21 protein-coding genes are annotated in these 23,047 nt (G+C 73.0%); 16 read left to right on the top strand and 5 right to left on the bottom strand.

What is annotated here, in order from left to right; translation table 11 throughout:
• Positions 1 to 20: 20 nt before the first annotated feature.
• The 7 genes from glmM to tsaE all read left to right on the top strand — a co-directional run bounded on the left by glmM (position 21) and on the right by tsaE (position 8,575).
• Entirely contained in the window at positions 21 to 1,370 is a 1,350-nt protein-coding gene (glmM, locus tag ACZ6TV_RS12400; RefSeq protein WP_465297233.1) for a phosphoglucosamine mutase, read from the top strand.
• Between the two features lie 109 nt (positions 1,371 to 1,479).
• Positions 1,480 to 2,238: an SDR family oxidoreductase gene (locus ACZ6TV_RS12395; protein ID WP_465297232.1), complete on the top strand. Its 759-nt coding sequence runs from the start codon at positions 1,480 to 1,482 to the stop codon at positions 2,236 to 2,238.
• 144 nt (positions 2,239 to 2,382) lie between these two features.
• Positions 2,383 to 4,254, top strand: coding sequence for a glutamine--fructose-6-phosphate transaminase (isomerizing) (gene glmS, locus ACZ6TV_RS12390; protein ID WP_465297231.1), 1,872 nt, complete (start codon positions 2,383 to 2,385; stop codon positions 4,252 to 4,254).
• A 94-nt stretch (positions 4,255 to 4,348) separates the two neighbouring features.
• Positions 4,349 to 5,782, top strand: coding sequence for an NAD(P)H-hydrate dehydratase (locus tag ACZ6TV_RS12385; protein ID WP_465297230.1), 1,434 nt, complete (start codon positions 4,349 to 4,351; stop codon positions 5,780 to 5,782).
• A gap of 33 nt (positions 5,783 to 5,815) precedes the next feature.
• Positions 5,816 to 6,940 carry an alanine racemase gene (alr, locus tag ACZ6TV_RS12380; protein ID WP_465297229.1) on the top strand — a complete coding sequence of 375 codons (1,125 nt, stop codon included), beginning with the start codon at positions 5,816 to 5,818 and terminating at the stop codon, positions 6,938 to 6,940.
• A gap of 61 nt (positions 6,941 to 7,001) precedes the next feature.
• Entirely contained in the window at positions 7,002 to 8,090 is a 1,089-nt protein-coding gene (locus ACZ6TV_RS12375) for an alpha/beta fold hydrolase (protein WP_465297228.1), read from the top strand.
• Positions 8,087 to 8,575 (top strand): tRNA (adenosine(37)-N6)-threonylcarbamoyltransferase complex ATPase subunit type 1 TsaE, encoded by a 489-nt coding sequence (tsaE, locus tag ACZ6TV_RS12370; RefSeq protein WP_465297227.1) that lies wholly within the window; start codon positions 8,087 to 8,089, stop codon positions 8,573 to 8,575. The genes ACZ6TV_RS12375 and tsaE overlap by 4 nt, the downstream gene beginning before the upstream one ends.
• On the opposite strand, the gene ACZ6TV_RS12365 is transcribed toward tsaE, so the two are convergent.
• Positions 8,540 to 10,609 (bottom strand): Hsp70 family protein, encoded by a 2,070-nt coding sequence (locus tag ACZ6TV_RS12365; RefSeq protein ID WP_465297226.1) that lies wholly within the window; start codon positions 10,607 to 10,609, stop codon positions 8,540 to 8,542. The two genes, tsaE and ACZ6TV_RS12365, sit on opposite strands and share 36 nt — an antisense overlap.
• Before the next feature lie 124 nt (positions 10,610 to 10,733).
• On the opposite strand from ACZ6TV_RS12365, the gene tsaB reads away from it, so the two are divergent.
• From tsaB to ACZ6TV_RS12335, 6 genes are all read left to right on the top strand, one after another.
• On the top strand, positions 10,734 to 11,396 hold the full coding sequence (gene tsaB / locus ACZ6TV_RS12360) for a tRNA (adenosine(37)-N6)-threonylcarbamoyltransferase complex dimerization subunit type 1 TsaB (protein ID WP_465297225.1): 663 nt from the start codon (positions 10,734 to 10,736) through the stop codon (positions 11,394 to 11,396).
• Positions 11,393 to 11,836 (top strand): ribosomal protein S18-alanine N-acetyltransferase, encoded by a 444-nt coding sequence (rimI, locus tag ACZ6TV_RS12355; RefSeq protein WP_465297224.1) that lies wholly within the window; start codon positions 11,393 to 11,395, stop codon positions 11,834 to 11,836. Before tsaB ends, rimI begins: the two co-directional genes overlap by 4 nt.
• The gene (gene tsaD, locus ACZ6TV_RS12350; protein ID WP_354776574.1) at positions 11,826 to 12,869 is read left to right on the top strand and encodes a tRNA (adenosine(37)-N6)-threonylcarbamoyltransferase complex transferase subunit TsaD; all 1,044 of its coding nucleotides are present in this window, start codon (positions 11,826 to 11,828) and stop codon (positions 12,867 to 12,869) included. Before rimI ends, tsaD begins: the two co-directional genes overlap by 11 nt.
• A 136-nt stretch (positions 12,870 to 13,005) precedes the next feature.
• Positions 13,006 to 13,263, top strand: coding sequence for a hypothetical protein (locus ACZ6TV_RS12345; RefSeq protein ID WP_354776811.1), 258 nt, complete (start codon positions 13,006 to 13,008; stop codon positions 13,261 to 13,263).
• A gap of 67 nt (positions 13,264 to 13,330) precedes the next feature.
• Positions 13,331 to 15,049, top strand: coding sequence for an ABC transporter transmembrane domain-containing protein (locus ACZ6TV_RS12340; RefSeq protein ID WP_465297223.1), 1,719 nt, complete (start codon positions 13,331 to 13,333; stop codon positions 15,047 to 15,049).
• A complete protein-coding gene (locus ACZ6TV_RS12335; RefSeq protein WP_465297222.1) occupies positions 15,049 to 16,800 on the top strand; it encodes an ABC transporter ATP-binding protein in 1,752 nt (583 codons plus the stop codon). The genes ACZ6TV_RS12340 and ACZ6TV_RS12335 overlap by 1 nt, the downstream gene beginning before the upstream one ends.
• Positions 16,801 to 16,816: 16 nt before the next feature.
• Here ACZ6TV_RS12335 and ACZ6TV_RS12330 read toward each other — a convergent pair whose 3' ends face one another.
• Both ACZ6TV_RS12330 and ybaK read right to left on the bottom strand, forming a co-directional pair.
• On the bottom strand, positions 16,817 to 17,137 hold the full coding sequence (locus tag ACZ6TV_RS12330; RefSeq protein ID WP_465297221.1) for a DUF1707 SHOCT-like domain-containing protein: 321 nt from the start codon (positions 17,135 to 17,137) through the stop codon (positions 16,817 to 16,819).
• 2 nt (positions 17,138 to 17,139) lie between these two features.
• On the bottom strand, positions 17,140 to 17,619 hold the full coding sequence (gene ybaK, locus ACZ6TV_RS12325) for a Cys-tRNA(Pro) deacylase (RefSeq protein WP_465297220.1): 480 nt from the start codon (positions 17,617 to 17,619) through the stop codon (positions 17,140 to 17,142).
• A gap of 17 nt (positions 17,620 to 17,636) precedes the next feature.
• Between ybaK and ACZ6TV_RS12320 the strand changes: the two genes are divergently transcribed.
• Positions 17,637 to 18,383 carry a hypothetical protein gene (locus ACZ6TV_RS12320; protein WP_465297219.1) on the top strand — a complete coding sequence of 249 codons (747 nt, stop codon included), beginning with the start codon at positions 17,637 to 17,639 and terminating at the stop codon, positions 18,381 to 18,383.
• Here the strand turns inward: ACZ6TV_RS12320 and ACZ6TV_RS12315 are convergent.
• Together ACZ6TV_RS12315 and ACZ6TV_RS12310 are read right to left on the bottom strand one after the other, a co-directional pair.
• On the bottom strand, positions 18,377 to 19,534 hold the full coding sequence (locus tag ACZ6TV_RS12315) for a class I SAM-dependent methyltransferase (protein WP_465297218.1): 1,158 nt from the start codon (positions 19,532 to 19,534) through the stop codon (positions 18,377 to 18,379). The genes ACZ6TV_RS12320 and ACZ6TV_RS12315 overlap by 7 nt on opposite strands.
• A 3-nt stretch (positions 19,535 to 19,537) precedes the next feature.
• Positions 19,538 to 20,305 (bottom strand): hypothetical protein, encoded by a 768-nt coding sequence (locus tag ACZ6TV_RS12310; RefSeq protein ID WP_465297217.1) that lies wholly within the window; start codon positions 20,303 to 20,305, stop codon positions 19,538 to 19,540.
• Between the two features lie 232 nt (positions 20,306 to 20,537).
• On the opposite strand from ACZ6TV_RS12310, the gene groES reads away from it, so the two are divergent.
• Together groES and groL are read left to right on the top strand one after the other, a co-directional pair.
• Positions 20,538 to 20,852 carry a co-chaperone GroES gene (gene groES, locus ACZ6TV_RS12305; protein ID WP_203845131.1) on the top strand — a complete coding sequence of 105 codons (315 nt, stop codon included), beginning with the start codon at positions 20,538 to 20,540 and terminating at the stop codon, positions 20,850 to 20,852.
• A gap of 93 nt (positions 20,853 to 20,945) precedes the next feature.
• A complete protein-coding gene (groL, locus tag ACZ6TV_RS12300) occupies positions 20,946 to 22,592 on the top strand; it encodes a chaperonin GroEL (RefSeq protein WP_465297216.1) in 1,647 nt (548 codons plus the stop codon).
• Positions 22,593 to 23,047: the final 455 nt, after the last annotated feature.

The following is a 23,047-nucleotide window of genomic DNA, read 5'->3' as shown; positions in this document are numbered from 1 at the left end:
AGCTCAACGGAGGTATCGCAGTGGGGCGACTCTTCGGCACCGACGGCGTCCGCGGACGCGCCAACGCCGACCTGACTCCCGAGCTGGCCATGGCCGTGGCCATCGCCGCGACCCAGGCGCTGTTCGAACGGGACCACTCCCACGCCCCCCTCGCGGTCGTCGGCCGCGACCCGCGGGCCAGCGGCGAGATGCTCGAAGCGGCCGTCGTCGCCGGGCTCACCAGCGCCGGCGCCAACGTCGTCCGGGTCGGTGTCCTGCCCACCCCGGCCGTTGCGTACCTCACCGGCGTCCTGGACGCCGACATCGGCGTGATGCTGTCCGCCTCGCACAACCCGATGCCCGACAACGGGATCAAGCTGTTCGCCGCCGGCGGTCACAAGCTCCCCGACGACGTCGAGGACGAGATCGAGCGGCTCATCACCGAGGGCAGCAAGACCCGGCCCACCGGCGCCGGCGTCGGCCGCGTCACCGACCTCGCCGACGGTGAGGACCGCTACGTCCGGCATCTGCTGACGTCGCTGCCCGGCCCGCTCGTCGAGCTGAAGGTCGTCGTCGACTGCGCGAACGGCGCCGCGTCGTCCGCCGCTCCCGAGGCGTACCGCCGGGCCGGCGCGCACGTCATCGCGATCAACGCGGACCCCGACGGCCTCAACATCAACGAGGACTGCGGCTCCAACCACCTCGACCAGCTCCGCGCCGCCGTGGTCGAGCACGGCGCCGACCTCGGCATCGCGCACGACGGCGACGCCGACCGGTGCCTCGCCGTCACCGCCGACGGCGCCGAGGTCGACGGCGACCAGATCATGGCCGTCCTCGCCCTCGCGATGCGCGACGGTGGCCTGCTCAAGGACGACACGCTCGTCGCGACCGTCATGAGCAACCTCGGCCTGAAGATCGCCATGGCCGACGCCGGGATCCGGCTGCTGGAGACCCGCGTCGGCGACCGCTACGTCCTCGACGAGCTCCGCGCGAAGGGCCTGGCCCTCGGCGGCGAGCAGAGCGGCCACATCGTCATGCCGGCGTTCGCGACCACCGGCGACGGCGTCCTGACCGCCCTGCACCTCATGGGCCGTATGACTGGCACCGGCCGAACGCTCGCCGACCTCGCCGCCGTGGTGCGGCGCCTGCCGCAGGTCCTGATCAACGTGCCCGTCGGCGACCGGGCCGCGGCCGCGAAGGCCGCCCAGGTCCTCGACGCCGCGAAGCAGGTCGAGGCGGAGCTCGGCGGCGCCGGCCGGGTCCTGCTGCGGCCCTCGGGCACCGAGCAGCTCGTCCGGGTCATGGTCGAGGCGGCCACCCTGGAGGTCGCCCGCGAGGCCGCCGAGCGCATCGCCGGCATCGTCCGCACCGTCTCCCCCGTTCCCGCGTGATCCGATTCTCGTGTTGCTCGTGATCCGGTGGAGAAGTTGTCGCCCTGGCGGCGAAAAGTCTTCCGGATCATGAGAGGGGCGGCGGCTACCCGGTAGTAACGTGCGGCGCATGACTGACGCCCGCACCGTTCTCGTCACCGGCGCCTCCCGCGGCATCGGCAAGGCGACCGCCGTCGCCTTCGCCGCGCAAGGCTGCAACGTCGTGCTCACGTCCCGCGACCAGGAGGCGCTCGACGCCGTCGCGGAGGAGATCCGCGCCGCCCACCCGTCCGCTGGGGTGCTCGCGCACGCCGCGCACGCCGCCGAGCCCGACCAGGCGGGCGCCGCCGTCGACGCCGCGATGGCCCGATTCGGCGCGATCGACGTCCTGGTCAACAACGCCGGCACCAACCCGTACTTCGGGCCGCTCATGGACATCGACCCGGTCCGCGCGGAGAAGACCGCCCGGCTCAACCAGTTCGGCCCCGTGCTGTGGAGCCAGCTGGTCTGGAAGGCGTCCATGTCCAGCCGGGGCGGCGCGATCGTCAACGTCGCCTCCGTCGGCGGCCTGCTCACCGAGCCTGGCATCGGCTACTACAACGCCACCAAGGCCGCGGTCATCCACCTCACCCGCCAGCTCGCCGCCGAGCTCGCGCCCGCCGTCCGCGTCAACGGCGTCGCCCCCGGCATCGTGCGCACCAAGCTCGCCCGCGGCCTGTGGGAGAACAACGAGCAGTACCTCAGCGACCACCTCCCGCTCGGGCGCATCGGCGAACCCGACGACATCGCCGACGTGATCACGTTCCTCGGCGGGCCCGCGTCGCGGTGGATGACCGGCCAGACCCTCGTCATCGACGGTGGCGCCCAGATCCGCTCGTCCCTCGCCTGAGACGGTCGCCGCGTGCTACCCCTCCGTCGCGATGGGTAGCACGCGGAACGGGAAGCCGCAATCGTCTCACTGTGCGCATACGTGCTGCGCAATCACGACAGTTTCGAGCAGGAGCGGTGCTCGAAGTTCTGCTACGGTACGGGCATGTGCGGAATCGTGGGGTACGCCGGCGCGCGCCCGGCCCTGACCATCGTCCTTGACGGCCTGCGCCGGCTGGAGTACCGCGGCTACGACTCCGCAGGGGTCGCCATCGTCGACGACGTGCTGCGCACCGCCAAGCGGGCCGGCAAGCTCGCCAACCTCGAGAAGGCCCTGCAGAACGAGGAGGGCCTCGACACCGGCACCACCGGCATCGGCCACACCCGATGGGCCACGCACGGCGGCCCGACCGACCGCAACGCGCACCCGCACCGCTCGCTCGACGGCCGCGTCGCGGTCATCCATAACGGCATCATCGAGAACTTCGCGAAGCTGCGCGCCGAGCTCGAGCAGCAGGGCGTCGAGTTCGCCAGCGACACCGACACCGAGTGTGCCGCCCATCTGCTGAGCGCCGAGCTCGACACCCTCGCCGGCGCGTTCGCCGACCCGGCGGAGCGGCTGGCCGAGGCGATGCGGGCCGTCTGCCGCCGCCTCGAAGGCGCGTTCACCCTGCTCGCCGTCGACGCGCAGGCGCCGGGCGCGGTCGTCGGCGCGCGCCGCAACTCGCCGCTCGTCGTCGGGCGCGGCCAGGGCGAGAACTACCTCGCCAGCGACGTGTCGGCGTTCATCGAGCACACCCGCGAGGCCGTCGAGCTCGGCCAGGACCAGGTCGTGCTGATCACGGGCGACGCCATCGTGATCACCGACTTCCTCGGCAACCCCGCCGAGGGCAAGGACTTCCACATCAACTGGGACATCTCCGCCGCCGAGAAGGGCGGCTACGAGTACTTCATGCTCAAGGAGATCGCCGAGCAGCCGCACGCCGTCGCCGAGACCCTCCTCGGCAGGCTCAACGAGCAGGGTGACCTGCTGCTGGACGAGGTGCGCCTCACCGACCAGGACCTCCGCGACGTCGACAAGATCATCATCATCGCGTGCGGCACCGCGTACCACTCGGGCATGGTCGCCAAGTACGCCATCGAGCACTGGACCCGCATCCCCTGCGAGGTCGAGCTCGCCAGCGAGTTCCGCTACCGCGACCCGGTCCTGGACCGCTCCACGCTCGTCGTGGCGATCTCCCAGTCCGGGGAGACCATGGACACCCTGATGGCGCTGCGGCACGCCAAGGAGCAGAAGGCGCGCGTCCTCGCCATCTGCAACACCAACGGGTCCACGATCCCGCGCGAGTCCGACGCCGTGCTGTACACCCACGCCGGCCCCGAGATCGCGGTCGCCTCGACGAAGGCGTTCCTGACCCAGCTCGTCGCCTGCTACCTCGTCGGCCTGCACCTCGCGCAGGTGCGCGGCATCAAGTACGCCGACGAGGTCGGCGCCGTCGTCGCCCAGCTGCAGGAGATGCCGCAGAAGGTCGAGCAGGTCCTGACGATGATGGAGCCGATCCGCAAGCTCGCCCAGGAGCTCGCCGACGCCAAGAGCGTGCTGTTCATCGGCCGGCACGTCAGCTACCCGGTGGCCCTCGAAGGCGCGCTGAAGCTCAAGGAGCTCGCCTACATGCACGCCGAGGGGTTCGCCGCCGGCGAGCTGAAGCACGGCCCGATCGCGCTGATCGACGAGGGCACGCCGGTCGTGTGCGTGGTGCCCTCGCCGAGGGGGCGCGGCGTGCTGCACGACAAGGTCGTCTCCAACATCCAGGAGGTCAGGGCCCGCGGCGCCCGCACGATCGTGATCGCCGAGGAGGGCGACACCGCGGTCGAGCCGTACGCTGACCACCTCTTCCACGTGCCCGTCACGCCGACGCTGCTCGCGCCGCTGGTCACGACGGTGCCGCTGCAGGTCCTGGCGTGCGAGATCGCGTCGGCCCGCGGCCACGACGTCGACCAGCCGCGCAACCTCGCGAAGTCGGTCACCGTCGAATAGCCCGTTTCCGGGGGTGCGCATCACCCGCAGGATCGGCCGGGTGTTCGTCGCCGTGGATCGGCAGGTGTGAAAGGCTGAGCGGCGTGATCGTGTCATGAGAGCCGCCTGGCGGGTGGCGCAAGTCCGTGCGGCCGAAGAGGCCCTCATGAAGACCCTGCCCGGCGGTGCGCTCATGCAGCGCGCCGCCGCCGGCCTCGCCAGGCGCTGCGCGCAGACGCTGCCCAGGGTGTACGGCAGCCGCATCCTGCTCCTCGTCGGCCCCGGCAACAACGGCGGCGACGCGCTTTACGCCGGTGCCATGCTCGCCCGCCGCGGCGCGCACGTGACGGGGCTGGTCCTCGACCCGGACCGGGTCCACAGCGGCGCCGCCTTCGCCCTGCGTGCCGCCGGAGGCTCGCTCACCCGGACCGTGCCGCCCGCCGTGGACCTCGTCGTCGACGGCATCCTCGGCATCGGCGGCCGCGGCGGGCTGCGCGAACCCGCCGCGAGCCAGGTCGCCGAGGTGTCCGGCACGCTGCGCGGCGCCCCCGTGATCGCCGTCGACGTGCCCTCCGGCGTCGATGCCGACACCGGCGCCGTCACCGGCATGGCGGTGCACGCCGACATCACCGTCACGTTCGGCGCGCTGAAGCCCGGCCTGCTCGTCGGCGCCGGCGCCGTCCACAGCGGACTCGTCGAGCTCGTCGACATCGGCCTGGGTGAGTTCCTGGACGGCGACCCGGCCTGCTACGTCCCCGACGCCGACGACATCGCCGCCTGGTGGCCCCGCCCGGTCGCGAACGACAACAAGTACAGCCGCGGCGTCGTCGGCGTCGCGACCGGCTCCGACGTCTACCCGGGCGCCGCGGTCCTCTCCGTCTCCGGCGCGCTGGCCGGACCGGCCGGGCTGGTCCGCTATGCGGGCGGCGCCGCCGACGCGGTCCGCGCCCACCACCCGCCCGTCATCGCCTCCGACCGGGTCGCCGACGCGGGCCGCGTCCAGGCCTGGACGTGCGGCAGCGGCCTGGGCACCGACGACCGCGCGTACGCCGAACTGCGCACCGTCCTCGGCGCGCCCGTCCCCGCCTGCCTCGACGCGGGCGCGCTCACGCTGCTCGTCGACGCCCGCATGTCCGACTGGCTCCGCGACCGCGATGCCCCGACGGTCGTCACGCCGCACGACGGCGAGTTCCAGCGCCTCGCGGGCGGGGCGCCGGGCGACGACCGGGTCGCCGCGGCCGTGCACCTCGCCGACCAGATGGACTCCGTCGTCCTGCTCAAGGGTGACCGGACGATCGTCGCGACCCCCGACGGCCGGGTGTTCGTCAACCCGACCGGCACCGCGGCGCTCGCCACCGGCGGCACCGGCGACGTCCTGGCCGGGCTGCTCGGCTCGCTGCTCGCCGCCGGGCTGCCGGCGGAGCAGGCCGCGGTCGCCGCCGCGTTCGTGCACGGCCTGGCCGGCCGGCTCGCCGCCGCGCGCGGCCCGGTCACCGCCGCCGACGTCGCCGACCACCTCGGGGAGGCCGTCGTCTCCCTGCGCCGCTGACGCCTTCCTGAGGGACCGCTTAGGCTTAGGCGCATGTGGCAGGCTCAGGTGCGGATCGACCTCGACGCGATCCGGCACAACGTGGCGACCCTCCGTGGGCTGCTGCGACCCGGGACCGCCCTGATGAGCGTGGTCAAGGCCGACGCGTATGGGCACGGGATGCTCCCGGTCGCGACCGCCGCCGTCCAGGCCGGCGCGACCTGGCTCGGCGCCGCCACGCTCGACGAGGCGCTTGCCCTGCGTGGGCACGGCATCACCGTGCGGATCCTGTCCTGGCTGCACAGCCCCGGCCGGCCGCTGCACGAGGCGGTCGACGCGGGCATCGACCTCTCCGCGTCCTCGATCGCCGCCCTGGACGAGATCGTCGAGGCCGCGCGGCGGTCGCGCCGGACCGCCGCGGTGCACCTGAAGATCGACACCGGGTTGTCCCGCAACGGCGCGGCCCGGTCCGACTGGCCGGCGCTGGTCACCGCCGCGGCGAAGGCGCAGGCCGGCGGGGACGTCGAGATCGCCGCGATCTGGAGCCACTTCGCCTGCGCCGACGAGCCCGGGCACCCGTCGATCCTGCGGCAGCAGCTCGCGTTCGACGACGCGTTCGACGTCGCCGCCGGGCTCGGGGTCGAGCCGCCGCTGCGGCACCTCGCCAACTCCGCCGCCGCGCTCACGCTGCCGGAGAGCCACTTCGAGCTGGTCCGGGTGGGCCTGTCGACATACGGGCTGTCGCCCATTCCCGGCGCGGCGCCCGATCTGCGGCCGGCGATGAGCGTCCATGCCCGCGTCGCTCTGGTGAAGCCCGTCGCGGCCGGTGAGGGCGTTTCCTACGGGCACACGTACAAGATCCTCAAGGACACCAATCTCGCGTTGGTGCCGGTGGGTTACGCCGACGGCGTGCCCCGGTCCGCGAGCAGCCGCGGCCTGGTCGAGATCGGCGGGAAGGTCCGCCGCGTCGTCGGCCGGGTGTGCATGGACCAGATCGTGGTGGACTGCGGCGACGACGACGTGCGCGCGGGTGACGAGGCCGTCCTCTTCGGCGCTGGCACGCGCGGCGAGCCCACCGCCGACGACTGGGCGACCGCCGCCGGCACCATCAACTACGAGATCGTCACCAGGATGGGCAGCAACCGCACGCCGCGGGTGTACGTGGGGGAGGACGCATGACCGGATCGGAGCGCAGCGGAGGGGCCGGTCATCATCGGCGGAGCGCAGCGGAGGTGACGGCATGACCGGTAATGAGGTCGAGGCCAAGGGCAGCAGCCGGCGCCGGAAGGTCGGGATCATCGGCGCGATCCTCGGTGTGGCCGCCGCGGGTGTCGCCGCCGGCGTCGCCACCGAGCGGTATCTGGTGCACCGCTCCAAGAGCGCCGACGACGTCTACTCCGACGAGGAGTTCGGCGTCTGGGACTTCGACGAGGAGCTGACCGTCACCACCGACGACGGCATCGACCTGCACGTCGAGATCGTCGACGGCCCCTCCACCGACGACGCCGCCCCGACCTTGGTGTTCGTGCACGGGTTCTGCCTCGACATGGGCACGTTCCACTTCCAGCGCAGGGCGTTGCAGGGCAAGCACCGCATGGTCTTCTACGACCAGCCCGGCCACGGCCGCTCCGGCAAGCTCCGCAAGGGCGAGTATTCCCTCGACGCGCTCGGCGCCGGGCTGCGCGCAGTCCTGCAGGCGACCGCCCCGACGGGCCCGGTCGTGCTGGTCGGCCACTCCATGGGCGGCATGACGATCATGGCGCTCGCCGAGCAGGTGCCGGAGCTGTTCGAGTCGCGGGTCGAGGCGGTCGTGCTCATCTCGACGTCCGCCGGCAAGCTCGACCAGGTCAACTTCGGCCTGCCCGAGGTCGTCGCGAAGTTCCGCCGCCCGCTGCTGCCCGTCGTCGGCATCGCCGGCCCGATCAGCTCCGGTGTCGTCGACCGGGCCCGCCGTGCCTCCACCGATCTCGCCTGGCTGCTGACCCGGCGGTACGGCTTCGGCACCGCCCGGCCCAGCCCGGCGCTCGTCTCGTACGTCGAGAAGATGAACACGACCACCTCGACGGACGTGATCGCGCGGTACCTGCGGACCCTCTACACACACGCGCGGCTGCTCGTCCTCGGGCCGCTGCGGACCGTGCCGGTGCTGCTCATCTGCGGCGACCGGGACGTGCTCACGCCGCTCACCCACACCCGCGAGATCGCCGCGGTCCTGCCGGAGGCCGAGCTGGTCGTCGTCGCCGAAGGCGGCCACGTCGTCATGCTCGAGCACGCCGAAGAGGTCAACGACGCGATCGAGACGTTCCTCAAGCGGATCCTGTCCCGGTGACCGTAACCCTGCCCACGGTCGCCGACACGCACGCCTTCGGCCGGCGGCTCGCCACGGTGCTGCGCGCCGGTGACCTGGTCCTGCTCACCGGGCCGCTCGGCGCCGGCAAGACCGCGCTCGCCCAGGGCGTCGGTGCCGGCCTGGGCGTGCAGGGCGCGGTCACGTCGCCGACGTTCGTGATCGCCCGCGTCCACCGCCCCGCCGTCGCCGGCGGCCCGGCCATGGTGCACGTCGACGCGTACCGGCTCGGCGACGTCAAGGACCCGCTCGGCGAGATCGACGCCCTCGACCTCGACGCCACCCTCGAGGACTCGGTGACGCTCGTCGAATGGGGCGAGGGCCTCGTGGAGCAGCTCGCCGACGACCACCTCGAGCTGCGCCTGACCCGCCACGACGACGACTCCCGCACCGTGGACCTGGTGCCGCACGGCGCCGCGTGGGAGACCAGGCTAGGCGGGCTGCAGGACCTCCCACACGTCGACTGACGTGCCCTCGTCGTCGGTGCAGCGGGCCAGCAGGTGGCGGCCGTCGTGGCAGAACGCGGTCCGGATCTGGCGGGCCGGGGACAGGTCGGCGCGGAACACCTCGGCCTCCGTCTCGACGTCGCGGACGCTGACCGCGCCGTCGTGGACCGCGGCCCGCAGCCGGCCGTCGGGGCTGGCCATCTCGGTGGCGAACGCGTCCGCGCTGCTGCTGCCGGTGTACCCGGTGAAGCGCCGCTTCAGGTCCTCCCCGACGATCCGGTCGAGCCGCTCGCCGGTCGCGAGGTCCCAGACGGTGGCCACGTCGCGGCGGTACCGGCCGACGCTCGCCGCGCCCTCGCCGGTGGCCACCAGGCGCCACTCGCCCTCGTTGACGAGGACCGCGTCGGGCCGGTGCGCGTCGGAGAAGCTGCTGGTCATGCGGCCCGTCAGCACGTCCCACACGCTGAAGTGCCCCTCGGCGTCCCAGGTGACCAGCGACAGCTGCCGGCCGGGGCCGAGCGCCACCTGGCCGTGCTCCGGGCGGCCCGCGCCACGCCCCGGGCGCAGCTCCGTGACGAGGGCGCCGCTGTCGATGGAGCGGACCTTCACGTACTCACCGGTGCGCGAACACTCGACGAGCATCCTGCGGTCCGGCATGAGCAGCCAGTCGCCCGTCACCCGCAGGTGGTGGCGCTTCGTCAGCTGGAACCGCTCCACCGGCGGGGAGATCCGCGCGTGCGCGGCCGCCGCGCCGGACACGACCATGCCGCCGGGCGGCACCCGGTGCTCCAGCAGGACCCCGCCGGTGCGGCCCGCGGTCAGGTCGAAGACCCGGTCGTCGGCGGTGCGGACCTGCGCGAGCGGCGCACCCGGCTGATACGCCCCGCCCTCCTTCGCCAGCCAGCGGATGAGCCGCCCCCGGCCGCCGGGGACCGTCCACGCGAGCGGCTCGACCCGCCACGGCGCCGGGTCCGCGGGCAGCGACCGCCCGTCCCGCCCACCGATCATCCGCGCGGCGCCGCGCAGCACCGACAGCTCAGGCTCCGGCGGCCGGGTCACCACCCGCCCCAGCCCCTGCTGCAGCGCCGGGGCGACCCCCGGCAGGTGCGCGCAGCCGCCGACCAGCACGACCGCCGCGACGTCGGCGGGCACGATCCCGGCCCGCGCGATCACCGCCCGGCAGCTGGCGATCAGCCACCGGTTCGCCGGCTCCGTCAGCTGCTCCAGCAGTTGGCGGCCGATGGTGTACGGCGGTGCGCCCGGCTCGACCTCGTCCGTGGCCTCCGGCGCGCCGGCCAGCCGGTGCTTGAGCCTGCGCACGATGTCCAGCGCGTGGAAGCCGGCCCGCACGCTGACGTCGCCGCCGGCCGCGAACGCGGGCTCGACCCATTCGGCCAGGCGCGCCCGCAGGTCCGCGGCGAGCATCACGTCGAGGTCGCGGCCGCTGCCGGAGCTCTCCTGGCTCAGCGGCACGGGCACGCCGTGCTGCAGCTGCGTGAGCGTCGCGCTCCAGGTCGCGCCGAGGTCGCAGACCAGCACGTACCCACCCTCGGGGATCTCCTGCGACGCGAGCGGGTCCAGGGCCGCGGCGGACGGGTCGTGGATCAGCTCCACGTCCGGGAACCCGACGACCGACGCGGCCGACACCAGCACCTCCCGGCGCGGGTCGTGGGTGCGGTACGCGGCCGGTACGGTCACCGCCAGCCGGCCGATCGGCCCGTGCAGCCGCCGCGCCTCCTCGAGGATCGCGTCGAGCGCGGCCGTGACCAGCTCGCCGCCGTTGACGAGCTGGTCGCCGAGCCAGATCGGGGCATTCGCGTCGACGGCCCGGCGCACCCCGTCGACATAGTGCCGCGGATGCTGGTCACGGGCACGTTCAGCGGCCGCGCCGGCGGACAGGCGCGGACGGCCGGGCGCCGGATCGAGGCTCGCCCCACCCGGCCAGCGGGGCGAGCCGGTGACCGGCTCCCGCACCAGGTGCAGCTGCTCACGCACGACGACGGCGGCGGACATGGCCCACGAGCCCATGTCGACGACCAGGACCGGTTCAGTCATCCGTACTCCCGACGCGCACCGCGTAGATCTCGGCCGATGCTAGGCCCGGTTCGTTGCGGACCGGTTAACTGATCCGGATGACGACCTCCGGGAAGTGTCGGACCCGGTCGGTAGAGTTGGCGCCGTGCTGGTGATGGTGGTGGACTCCTCGACGCCCGCGGTGACGGCCGCGCTCGTCCGCGTCGGCGACGACCCGTCCGTCACCGTTCTCGCCGAGCGGGTCACCGTCGACGGCAAGGCGCACGGGGAGCTGCTCGCCCCGCAGATCCAGGCGGTCCTGGCCGAGGGCGGCGCGGCACCCGGCGACCTGGCCGCGGTCGTGGCCGGCACCGGGCCGGGGCCGTTCACGGGGCTGCGGGCCGGCATGGTCACCGCGGCCGCGCTCGGGCACGCCCTCGACATCCCCGTCTATGGGGTCTGTTCCCTCGACGGGATCGGCCGTGGCCGGCCCGGGCGGGTGCTCGTCGCGACCGACGCCCGGCGCAAAGAGGTTTATTGGGCCGTCTATGACGACGGCGTCCGGGTCTCGGGTCCGGCGGTCGACCGTCCCGCGGCCCTCGGGCTGGACGACGCCGCCGTCGACGGCGCGGCCGGCGACGGCGCGGAGAAATATGCGGAGGTGCTCGGGCTGCCGGTGCTGCCGCCGTTGTATCCGTCCGCGCGGGCGCTGGCCGAGCTGGCGGCCGACCGCATCCTCGCGAAGGCGCCCGGCGAGACCCTGACACCCCTGTATCTGCGGCGGCCCGACGCCGTCGCGCCCGGCGAGCGGAAGCCGGCCCTGCCGTGACGGTCGTGCTCGCCGAGCTGCGGTGGTTCCACATCGAGCAGTTGCTGCCCATCGAGGACGAGCTGTTCGGTGAGGAGCGGTGGTCCGCCGGCATGTTCTGGAATGAGCTGGCCAGCGGCCATCACTACATCGCCGCGCTCGACGGCGACCGGGTCCTGGGCTATGCGGGCCTGGCCCTCACCCCGCCCGAAGAGGCCTGGATCCAGAACGTCGGCGTGCGCAGGGACGCCCAGCGGCGCGGGATCGGGCGGCAGCTCCTCGAAGCGCTGCTCGCCGAGGCGGCCCGGCACGGCAGCCGGCAGGTGCTGCTCGAGGTGGCCGTCGACAACCTGCCCGCGCAGAAGCTGTATGCGACCTACGGGTTCGAGGGCGTCGGCGTCCGCAAGGGCTACTACCAGCCGAGCAACACGGATGCGTTGGTGATGAGACGTGAAGACTGAGCCCCTGGTGCTCGGCATCGAGACCTCGTGCGACGAGACCGGCGTCGGCATCGTCCGCGGGCACACGCTGCTCGCCGACGAGGTCGCCTCCAGCGTCGCTGAGCACGCGCGCTTCGGCGGCGTCGTCCCCGAGGTCGCCAGCCGCGCCCACTTCGAGGCGATGGTCCCGACCGTCCAGCGCGCCCTCGACAAGGCCGGGATCACCCTCGCCGACGTCGACGCGGTCGCCGTCACCGCCGGCCCCGGCCTCGCCGGTGCGCTGCTCGTCGGGGTCGCTGCCGCGAAGGCCTATGCGCTCGCCGCCGGCAAGCCCATCTACGGCGTCAACCACCTCGCCGCGCACGTCGCCGTCGACACCCTGGAGCACGGGCCGCTGCCCGAGCCGGCGATCGCGCTGCTCGTCTCCGGCGGCCACTCCTCACTGCTCAAGGTCGACGACCTCGCCGGCCGCGTCGAGCCGCTCGGCGCCACCATCGACGACGCCGCCGGCGAAGCGTTCGACAAGGTGGCCCGGCTGCTCGGGCTGCCGTTCCCCGGCGGGCCGCCCATCGACCGCGCCGCCCGCGACGGCCAGATCGTCATCCCGTTCCCGCGCGGGCTCACCGCCGCCCGCGACCTCGTCGAGCACCGCTTCGACTTCTCGTTCTCCGGCCTGAAGACCGCCGTCGCCCGCTGGGTCGAGGCCAGGCAGCGCGCCGGCGAGCCCGTCCCCGTCAATGACGTCGCCGCGAGCTTCCAGGAGGCGGTGTGTGACGTGCTGACCCGCAAGGCCGTCGACGCGTGCCTCGCCGGCGGCGTCAGGACCCTCGTCATCGGCGGCGGCGTCGCCGCCAACTCCCGCATCCGCTCCCTCGCCCAGGAGCGCTGCGACAAGCACGGCATCACGCTGCGCGTCCCGCGCCCCGGCCTGTGCACCGACAACGGCGCGATGGTCGCCGCGCTGGGCTCGCACCTCGTCGCCGCGGGCGCCGCCCCGGGCCGCCTCGGCCTCCCCACCGACTCCGCCATGCCGATCACCCTCGTCACCGCATGACCCCTCGGCCCCCGCCGGACCGCCCGGCCCAGGGCGTGGTGGGCTTGGGCCGTGTTGGATGGTCTGGCGCGGGGCGGGCGGTGTCGCGGTGGAGGGGAGAGGACGGAGTGATTCGATGGGAGTAGAGTCCAGCGCCGTGATCGTGCGCATGTGGGAGGTCCGGGCGCACCCGGAGGCGTTCGACGAGCTGCTGTCCTGGGTGTGCGAGGCGATGCTGCCCAAGGTCGAGGTCCACCCGATGCATATGAGCAGCGAGGTGTATTCGTCGACCGACCACCGGCTCGTCGTCATCTCCAAGTGGCGGGGCAGCACTCCGGAGGAGTTCAGCGACCCGCCGTCGCACCTCGTCTCGCGGCGTCCGCAGGCCTGGGACTTCACCGAGGTCGACCGCTGAGCGTCGCTCGTCGCCGGCGGAAAATGTAAGGCGCTGGAGGTCTCCGCCGGGTTACCGTCGGCTGGCCATGAAACGGTTACCGCTCGATGAGCCAGGTGAGCCCGACAGCAGGTCCGCAGCCCGGTATCTGTTGTGGATCCTGCGTGGTCAGGTGCCGACGATCGTCGCGGGCATCGGGCTGGGCATCGTGTGGATGGTCAGCCAGGCGCTCGTGCCGGCCGCGCTCGGCGCCGGGGTCGACGCGCTCACCAGCCACGACCGGTCCGCGCTGCTCGGTGCCGGTGGGGCGCTGCTCGGGCTCGGCACCGTCACGGCGATCAGCGGCATCATGCGGCACCGGTTCGCGGTCACCAACTTCCTCGGCGCCGGGTTCCGGACGATGCAGGTCACCGCGCGGCATGCCACCCGGCTCGGGGCGACCCTGCCGAAGAAGGTCGCCACCGGCGAGGTCGTCAGCATCGGCACCACCGACTTCGACCACGTCGGCTACGCCATGGACGTCAGCGCCCGCACCGGTGGCGCCGTCGTCGCGATCATCGTCGTCTCCGTCCTGCTGCTCGACGTGTCCGTGCCGCTCGGGCTCGTGGTCGTCATCGGGGTGCCGCTGCTCGTCGGTGTCGTCGGGTTCCTGCTCAAACCGCTCCACCAGCGCCGCCGCGCCCAGCGGGAGCTCGCCGGCGCGCTCACCGGCAGGGCCGCCGACATCGTCTCCGGGCTCCGGATCCTGCGCGGGGTCGGCGGCGAGGACGTCGTCTCCGGCCGGTATCGCGCCGAGTCGCAGCAGGTCCGCGCCGCGGGCATCCGGGTCGCCAAGGTCGAGACGGTCCTCGAGGGCGCGCAGATCCTGCTGCCGGGCCTGTTCGTCGCGCTCGTCACCTGGCTCGGCGCCCGGTTCGCGGTCGCCGGGAAGATCACGCCGGGTGAGCTGGTCGCGTTCTACGCCTACGCGGTGTTCCTCGTGAGCCCGCTGCGGACGCTGACCGAGTTCGCCGAGAAGCTGACCCGTGGCCTGGTCGCCGCCGGTCGCGTCGTGTCCCTCCTGCGGGTCGAGCCCGAGCTGCACGACCCCGCCGAGCCCGCCGCCGTCGCCGCCGGTGACCTCGACGACCCCGGCTCCGGTTTCACCGCCGGGCACGGCCGGCTCACCGCGATCGCCGCCGCCCGGCCCGAGGACGCCGCGGCCATCGCCGACCGGATCGGACTGCTCGGCCCGGACTCGGACGCGCGGCTGTCCGGCGTACCGTTGCGGCAGCTGCGGATCGACGAGGTCAGATCCCACATCGTCGTCGCCGACAACGACGACCGTCTCTTCCGCGGCCGCCTCCGCGACGAGCTCACCGGCGCCCGCGCCACCGCTGACGGCAGAGCTCGCGACGCGGATGTCCTCGCCGCGCTGGAGACTGCCGCGGCGCTGGACATCGTCGACGCGTTGCCCGACGGGCTCGACGCCGGGATCGCCGAGCGCGGGCGGGACTTCTCCGGCGGGCAGCAGCAGCGGCTCCGGCTGGCCAGGGTCCTCGCGCTCGACCCGCCGGTCCTCGTCCTCGTCGAGCCGACCAGTGCCGTCGACACCCACACCGAGGCGCTCATCGCGCAGCGGCTCCCCGCCGCCCGCGCCGGGCGGACCACCGTCGTGTGCACCACCAGCCCGCTGCTGCTCGACCACGCCGACACCGTCGCGTTCGTCGGGGACGACGGGCGCGTCGCCGCCACCGGCACGCACCGGGAGCTGCTCGACACCTGCCCCGAGTACGCCGCGACCGTCACCAGGGAGGAGGACGGCTGATGCTGCTGCCGATCGCCACCGGCGCCGACGTCCGGGCGTACCTGCGCAGGCTCGTCCGGGAGCACCCGCGGATGCTCGCGCTCGTCGTCGCACTCCACGTGAGCGCCGCCGTCGCCGGGCTCGTCACGCCCCGGCTGCTCGGCGACCTGGTCGAGAAGACCTCCGCCGGCACCACCACCTGGACCGTCGACCGGATCGCCCTCATCATCACCGGGTTCGTCGTCGTCGTGGCGGTACTGGTCCGCTACGCCAGACTTGCCTCCGCCCGGCTCGGCGAGCAGGTGCTGGCGAAGCTCCGCGAGGAGTTCGTCGACCGGGTGCTCGCCCTGCCACCGTCCACGGTGGAGCGGGCCGGCACCGGCGACCTGCTGACCCGCGCGTCGCGCGACGTCGAAGGCACCTCCGACACGGTGCGCTTCGCGCTGCCCGAGGTCCTCGTCGGTGTCCTGCAGGTGGTCCTCACGCTCGGCGCCGTCGCGCTCGTGTCACCGCTGCTGCTGGTGCCCGCGGTCGTCGCCGTGCCCCTCCTGTGGGGCGGTTCGCGCTGGTACTTCCGGCGCGCGCCCGCCGGCTACCTCGCCGCGAGCGCCGCCTTCGCCGAGCTCACCGACGGTCTCGCCGAGACGGTCGAGGGCGCCCGCACCGTCGACGTCCTGCGCCTGCGGCACCGCCGGGTCGAGCGCACCCAGGAGCAGCTGCGCGGCCTGTACGGCAGGAACATGTACACGCTGAAGCTGCGGACCGTCTGGTTCCCGCTGACCGAGTTCGCCTACGCGCTGCCCGGCGCCGTCACGCTCGTCGCCGGCGGGTGGTTCGTCGTCGAGGGGTGGGCCACCGTCGGGCAGGTCACGGCCGCCGTCCTGTACTTCGTCGCGCTCATCGACCCGCTCGACCGGGTGCTGTCGTGGTTCGACCACCTGCAGGTCGGCTTCGCGTCCTTCGCCCGCATCGTCGGCGTGCAGTCGGTGCCCCTCGCGAAGCCGGCGGGCGGCGCGTCCCCGACCGACGAGCGGATCGTCGCGAGCGGCGTGCGGTACTCGTACGTCGAGGGCCGCGACGTCCTGCACGGCATCGACCTGGAGATCCAGCCCGGTGAACGGCTCGCGATCGTCGGGCCGTCCGGTGCGGGCAAGTCGACCCTCGGCCGGCTCCTCGCGGGCATCCACGACCCGGGTGCGGGCACCGTCACCATCGGCGGCGTGCCCCTGTCCGACCTGCCGCTGTCCTCGCTGCGGCGGCACGTCGCGCTGGTCACCCAGGAGCACCACGTCTTCCTCGGCACCGTCCGCGACAACCTCATCCTCGCCCGGCCCGACGCGACCACGGCCGACCTGCGGCACGCCCTCACCACGGTCGACGCCCTCGACTGGGTCGACGCGCTGCCCGGCGGCCTGGACGCCACGCTCGGCGAGCCGCCGTTGTCACCGGCGCAGGCGCAGCAGCTCGCGCTGGCCCGCCTCGTGCTCGCCGACCCGCACACCCTCGTCCTGGACGAGGCGACGTCGCTCATCGACCCGCGCGCCGCCCGGCACCTCGAACGCTCCCTCGCCGGTGCCCTGCACGGCCGTACCGTGATCGCGATCGCGCACCGGCTCTTCTCGGCGCACGACGCGGACCGGGTCGCCGTCGTCGAGGACGGGCGCATCACCGAGCTCGGCACGCACGACGAGCTGGTCGCCGCCGACGGTGCCTACGCCGCGCTGTGGCGCTCCTGGCACGGCGACCGGCAGCCGGCCGCGGACACCGTCTGACCGGGGCGTCCCGTCCTCAGTGGAAGGCGGCGTAGACGACGCCGAGCAGGACGGCCGCGATCAGCGCGACCGCGAACACCCACAGCACGTGCCGGTCGTTCGAGCCGGCGGCGGCGACCGGCGGGGGTGGCAGCGCGGGCAGGTCCCGGGTGGCGGCGCGCAGCTCGTCGAAGGTCTTCGCGGCGAGGACCGTGTCGCAGCGCTCGGAGAACTCGTCCAGCGTGAGGCGACCGGCCTGGGTGTGGTGCTGGAGCTCGTCGATGACCCGCCGGCGGTCCTCGTCCGAGGCGCGCATGGTCAGCCGCCCGCGGTGCTCGTCGGAGGCGGACCCGCTCATCGTCAGCGGGTCGCGATGTCGGCGAGGACGGCGCCGGTGACCTGGACCAGGTCGTCGGGGGTGAGCTCGATCTGCAGGCCGCGCCGGCCGCCCGAGACGTACATCGTGGACAGTCCGGTCGCCGACGCGTCGATCACGATCGGCAGCCGGGACCGCTGACCGACCGGGGAGATGCCGCCGGTCACATAGCCGGTGGCGCGCTCGGCGGCGGCGGGCTCGGCCATCGCGGCGCGTTTGCCGCCGACCGCGGCCGCGAGGGCCTTGAGGTCAAGCGACGCGGAGACGGGCACGACACCGACCGTGAGCTGGCCGTCCACGGTGGTGACGAGGGTCTTGAAGAGTCGGTCGGGCTCGACGCCGAGGGCGGCCGCGGCGGCCTCGCCATAGGAGGCGGCCCGGGGGTCGACCTCATAGGTGTGCGGAGTGAACGCGATCTTCTGCCGCGCCAACAGTGCGGTCGCCGGGGTGCCCTTGCTCGCCACTGGCCCACAATAGCGAGATGCAGATCGGTGCCGTCCAGATGTACCTGGGCTACGGGCACATCTTCCTGGGCGCCACCAGCGGCCGTGACATGTCCGTCTTCGACGGCGACGGACCGGTCACCGCGACGGACCGGCACGTCCGGGTCGCCGCCCGGCCGCAGGTCGGGCTGGTCAGGGTCCGGCTGTGGCAGGGGGCCGGGCCGCGGGTCGGGCGGCTGGTGTTCGACGGCACGCTGGACCTGCCCGACGCGAGGTTCTGCGTGGAGGAGGCGACGGGACTGTCGCGCTTCGTGACGAAGGTCAGCTCGGTGGAGCCGCGGGTGCTCGTCGCCGTCGACGACCCGGGCCATGCTTCGCGGATCGACGTGGTGCTCGAGCCGGAGTTCGTCCCGCGCAGCGCCCAGGTCTGGACGTCCGGCGACCCGCCGTTCCCGAAGCTGACGGTCGCGCCGACGGCGCCCCGGCACCGGGCGGACGTGTTCGCCGACGCCCTCGCCGGGCACGACTTCCCGCGCCGGCGGCTGGCGGCGGCGCTGACGGTCATGGGGGAGGAGCGGCGGGTCCGGGGCTCGGAGCAGATCGTCGCGTTCTTCATCAACGACGTCGTCGAGTGGCTGCGCTGGCTGCACGAGCGCGTCACGTGGGACATGTGCCGGGAGTCGGGGCGGATGCTCACCGAGCAGCTGGGCCGCCGCCCGCCGGAGGACCTCGCCGACGACGTCCTCATCGACCTGCAACGCCGCCTGGGCCAGCAGCTCTACTGAGCGGGGTCCGGGGCGCGGCCGAGCAGGAGGACGGCGGGGGCGCCGGCGACCCGGGTCAGGGCGATGGTGGCGGCCCGGCCGCCGGACAGGCGCAGCGACCTGCGCAGCTCCTCCACGTCCAGGGCCGAGCCGCGCTTCAGGATGGTCAGCGAGCCGACGTCGAGGGCGCGCAACGCGGTCCGGAGCCGCTTCAGCGCGACCGGCAGCTGGTCGAGCACCTCGTAGCAGCGCCCGAACGGGGTGGGCACGTGGGTGGAGGTGTGGACGTACGCGATGGTCGGGTCGGCGAGCGTGCCGTCGACCGTCGCGGCGAACTCCGCCACGAGATGCGAGCGCACCACCGCGCCGTCGGGGTCGTACATGAAGTTTCCGACGTGTCCGACCGGGGCGGTGTCAGTACCGCTGCCGGTCAGGGAGACGACGGACGATCCCTGGAACAGCGTCGCCCGGCGGGGGGACGAGGCCAGCGGGCCGCACCACGCCGCGGCCTCGACGACGTCGCCGTCGACGGAGACCCATTCGCCTTCCGCGCCCGGCGGGAGCAGGGCGTGGTCGATGCCGGGGGCGAGCTTCAGGACCGTCATCGGCACGCGCGCCGCGAGCCCGGCGACGAAGTCCCACGGCGGTGAATAGGAGCGGGGGTCGAACACGCGGCGCCCGCCCGTTGTCCGCCGGGCGGGGTCGCAGAACACGGCGTCCACCTCGTCGAGGGGGACGGTCGTGGCGTCGCGGGCTTCCACCAGTACATCCGCCGCCAGACCCAGGGCGAGGACGTTGGCCGACGCGGTCGCGGCCGTTTCGGCCGAGGCGTCGACCGCGTGCACCCGCAGGCCCGCCCGGGCGAACGCGATCGTGTCGGCCCCGATCCCGCAGCCGAGGTCGGCGACCCGGGTGGCGCCCGCGGCGGCGAGCCGGGCCGCCCGCCTGGCCGCGACGGGACCACGGGTCGCCTGCTCCAGGCCCTCGCGGGTGAAGTGCATCACCGCGGCGTCGGCGCCGAACTTCGTGACCGCCTTGCGGCGCAGCGCGACCTGGGTCAGCGCGGCGGCCGCGAGGTCCGGCGGGAAGCCGGCCGCCCGCAGCGCCGACGCGGCCGCCAGGGGATCGCCTTCCGGCAGGGCCGCCGCGGCCTGGAGCGCCTGTTCGAGCACGCCTCAGGATATGCCGGTGATGCCGCCCGACTTGCCCAGGCTCTTCTTGACCTTGAACGTGTAGCTGTCGCCCGCGTTGGACGAGCCGTGGACCAGCCAGTAGTCGCCCTTGTCCTCCTTGGGCTGGCTCTCCGTCCAGTTCGGCGGGGCCTTCTTGCCGCCGTAGTTGCTCGCGATCGAGCTGCTGGAGTAGCTCGCCATGCGCTGGGTGTTGCCGTTGTACCAGGCGTTGATGAAGCCGCTGACGTAGCTGGACGGGTCCGAGGGATACTCGGTCTTCTGGATCACGACGTCGGTGACGGCCTGCGGCTTGCCGAGATTGTGCTCGTCCACGGTGACCTGCAGCTCGTCGCCGTGGTCGTTGCGCAGGACGCACTCGTTGCCGTTCTTCTTCACGTACTTCCAGTTGTTGTCGGCGCCCTTTTCGATGAACTGGAAGTTGGACACCGCGCCGTTGCCGGCGAGCTGCTTGATCCGGTTCATGTCGTTCTTGGTCCAGGCGCTGACGGCGGCCTGGCAGTAGCCCTTCGCGTCACCCGGGTAGGTCGGGCCGGAGTTTGAGCTCTTGTCCGTCGCGGGCTGGCTGCCGCCCGCGCTGCTTCCCGCGGACGCGCCGCCGCCGCCCGGCCCTTCGCCGAACGCGGCGGAGTCCGACGGGCCGGTGCTGGTGGCCGCCTCGGGCGTGGCGGCGCCGCCGTCCTTCTTCCCGCAGGCGGTGAGGGATCCCACGGTCAGGGTGGCGACGAGCAGCGTGCCGAGCAGCCTCTTCATGGAATCGAGCGTAGATCGCCGTCGTGACCCGCGCCGCTGTCCGTCGCCTAGCCGACGACGGGGGTGATTTCGTGGCGTGTTTGGCACTCTCCTTGACGGAGTGCTAGCCAGCGACATAACCTCCGATTAGCACCCTCGACATGAGAGTGCCAGCCAACCGGCTGGAGCCGGCACCCGCGACGACGGCTTCACCGGGCACTCGATAGCGTAAGAATCAATACCCCAGGAGGGTATGCCCGTGACTACCGCGACGAAGGTTGCGATCAAGCCGCTCGAGGACCGCATTCTGGTCCAGGCCAACGAGGCTGAGACGACCACCGCCTCGGGCATCGTCATCCCGGACACCGCCAAGGAGAAGCCCCAGGAGGGCACCGTCCAGGCTGTGGGCCCCGGTCGCATCGACGACAAGGGCAACCGGGTCCCGATCGACGTCAAGGTCGGCGACACCGTCATCTACTCGAAGTACGGCGGCACCGAGGTCAAGTGGGGCGGCCAGGAGTATCTCGTGCTCTCCGCCCGTGACGTCCTCGCGGTCATCGAGAAGTGACCCAGACCAAGTAGAGCAGTGGCCACCGCCCCGGACCCGTGCGCAGGAGCGCTTGCGGCCGGGGCGGTGTCGCTTTGAAGGGACATCACACGCATGGCGAAGATCCTGAGCTTCTCCGACGAGGCGCGCCACCTGCTGGAGCACGGCGTCAACCGCCTGGCCGACACGGTCAAGGTCACGCTCGGCCCCCGGGGACGCAACGTCGTTCTGGACAAGAAGTTCGGTGCCCCGACCATCACCAACGACGGTGTGACGATCGCGAAAGAGATCGAGCTCACCAACCCCTATGAAAACCTCGGCGCCCAGCTCGTCAAAGAGGTCGCCACCAAGACCAACGACGTTGCCGGCGACGGCACCACCACCGCCACCGTGCTGGCCCAGGCGCTGGTCCGCGAGGGTCTGCGCAACGTGACCGCCGGCACCAACCCGGCGGGCATCAAGCGGGGCATCGACCTGGCGACGGCCGCCGTCGTCAAGGCGCTCAAGGAGAAGGCGACCCCGGTCGCCAGCCACACCGAGATCGCCCAGGTCGCCACGATCTCCGCGCAGGACGCCACCATCGGCGACCTGATCGCCTCGGCGATGGAGCGGGTCGGCCGCGACGGCGTCATCACGGTCGAGGAGGGCTCCACCCTCACGACCGAGCTCGAGGTCACCGAGGGTATGCAGTTCGACAAGGGCTACATCTCCCCGCACTTCGTGACCGACGCCGAGGCGCAGGAGGCGGTGCTCGAGGACACCTACGTCCTCGTCACCACCCAGAAGATCGCCGCCATCGAGGAGCTGCTGCCGCTGCTGGAGCAGATCGTCAAGGACAACAAGCCGCTGCTGATCATCGCCGAGGACGTCGAGGGCCAGGCCCTGTCGACCCTGGTGGTCAACGCCATCCGCAAGACCTTCAAGGTCGTCGCGGTCAAGGCGCCCGGCTTCGGCGACCGCCGCAAGGCGATGCTCCAGGACATCTCGATCCTCACCGGCGCCGAGCTCGTCGCCCCCGAGCTGGGCTACAAGCTCGAGTCGGTCGGCACCGAGGTCCTCGGCAAGGCCCGCCGCATCGTCGTGGGCAAGGAGCTCACCACGATCGTCGACGGCGCCGGCGAGCAGAGCGAGGTCTCCGCGCGGGTCGAGCAGCTCCGCAAGGAGATCGAGGCCTCCGACTCCGACTGGGACAAGGAGAAGCTCAACGAGCGGGTCGCCAAGCTCGCCGGTGGGGTCGCGGTCATCAAGGCCGGCGCCGCCACCGAGGTCGAGATGAAGGAGCGCAAGCACCGCATCGAGGACGCGATCTCCGCGACCAAGGCGGCGGTCCAGGAAGGCATCGTCCCCGGCGGCGGCGCCGCCCTGGCCCAGGTGCTCCCCGTCCTCGACGGTGACCTCGGCCTGACCGGCGACGAGAAGGTCGGCGTCTCGATCGTGCGCAAGGCGCTCGTCGAGCCGCTGCGCTGGATCGCGCAGAACGCCGGCTTCGACGGCTACGTCGTCGTCGGCAAGGTCGGCGCGCTCGACTTCGGCCACGGCCTCGACGCCGCCACCGGCGAATACGTCGACCTGGTCAAGTCCGGCATCGTCGACCCGGTGAAGGTGACGCACAGCGCGGTCTCCAACGCCGCGTCGATCGCCGGCCTGCTGCTCACGACCGAGAGCCTGGTCGTGGACAAGCCGGCCGCCCCGGAGCCCGCCGCCGGTGGCGGTCACGGCCACGGGCACGGCCACGGCCACTCGCACGGCCCCGGCTTCTGACCCGGCCCGCACTTTTCCGGGCAGGCACCTCGGCCCGCGGCGCGTCCTTCGCGCCGCGGGCTTTGCCGTTTCCAGGGCTCTGCGATTTCCCGTGGCACGGGCCTTTGTGGGGCGCGGGCTTGTGTGGTTTGCCGTCGTGCGGCGGTCGCTCGTGAGGCGCCGCGACCGTCGTCGTGGGCTTCGAGCGCCGTGCAGCGGTCGCTTGTGAGGTGCAGCGACTGTTGGCGCTGCGGGCGCCATTGGTTTCGGGTCCCGTGCACCGGCGGCTCGTAGGGTGCGGCAACCGTCCGCGCAATGGGCGTCGTGGGAGCGCGGCGACTGTTGACGCTGTGGACGTCGTGGGTTCCGGGTCCCGCGTTGTGGGCGCCGCCGGCGACCGTGCGCGCTGTGGGATTCATGGTTCGGGCCCCGCACAGCAGGTGGCGTGGTCTCGTGGGTTCCGGGCGCTGCTCGGC

Source organism: Dactylosporangium sp. NPDC051087, from assembly GCF_055586325.1.
The sequence above is the reverse complement of the archived record's forward strand: the minus strand, read 5'-3'. Positions and strand labels throughout refer to the sequence as shown.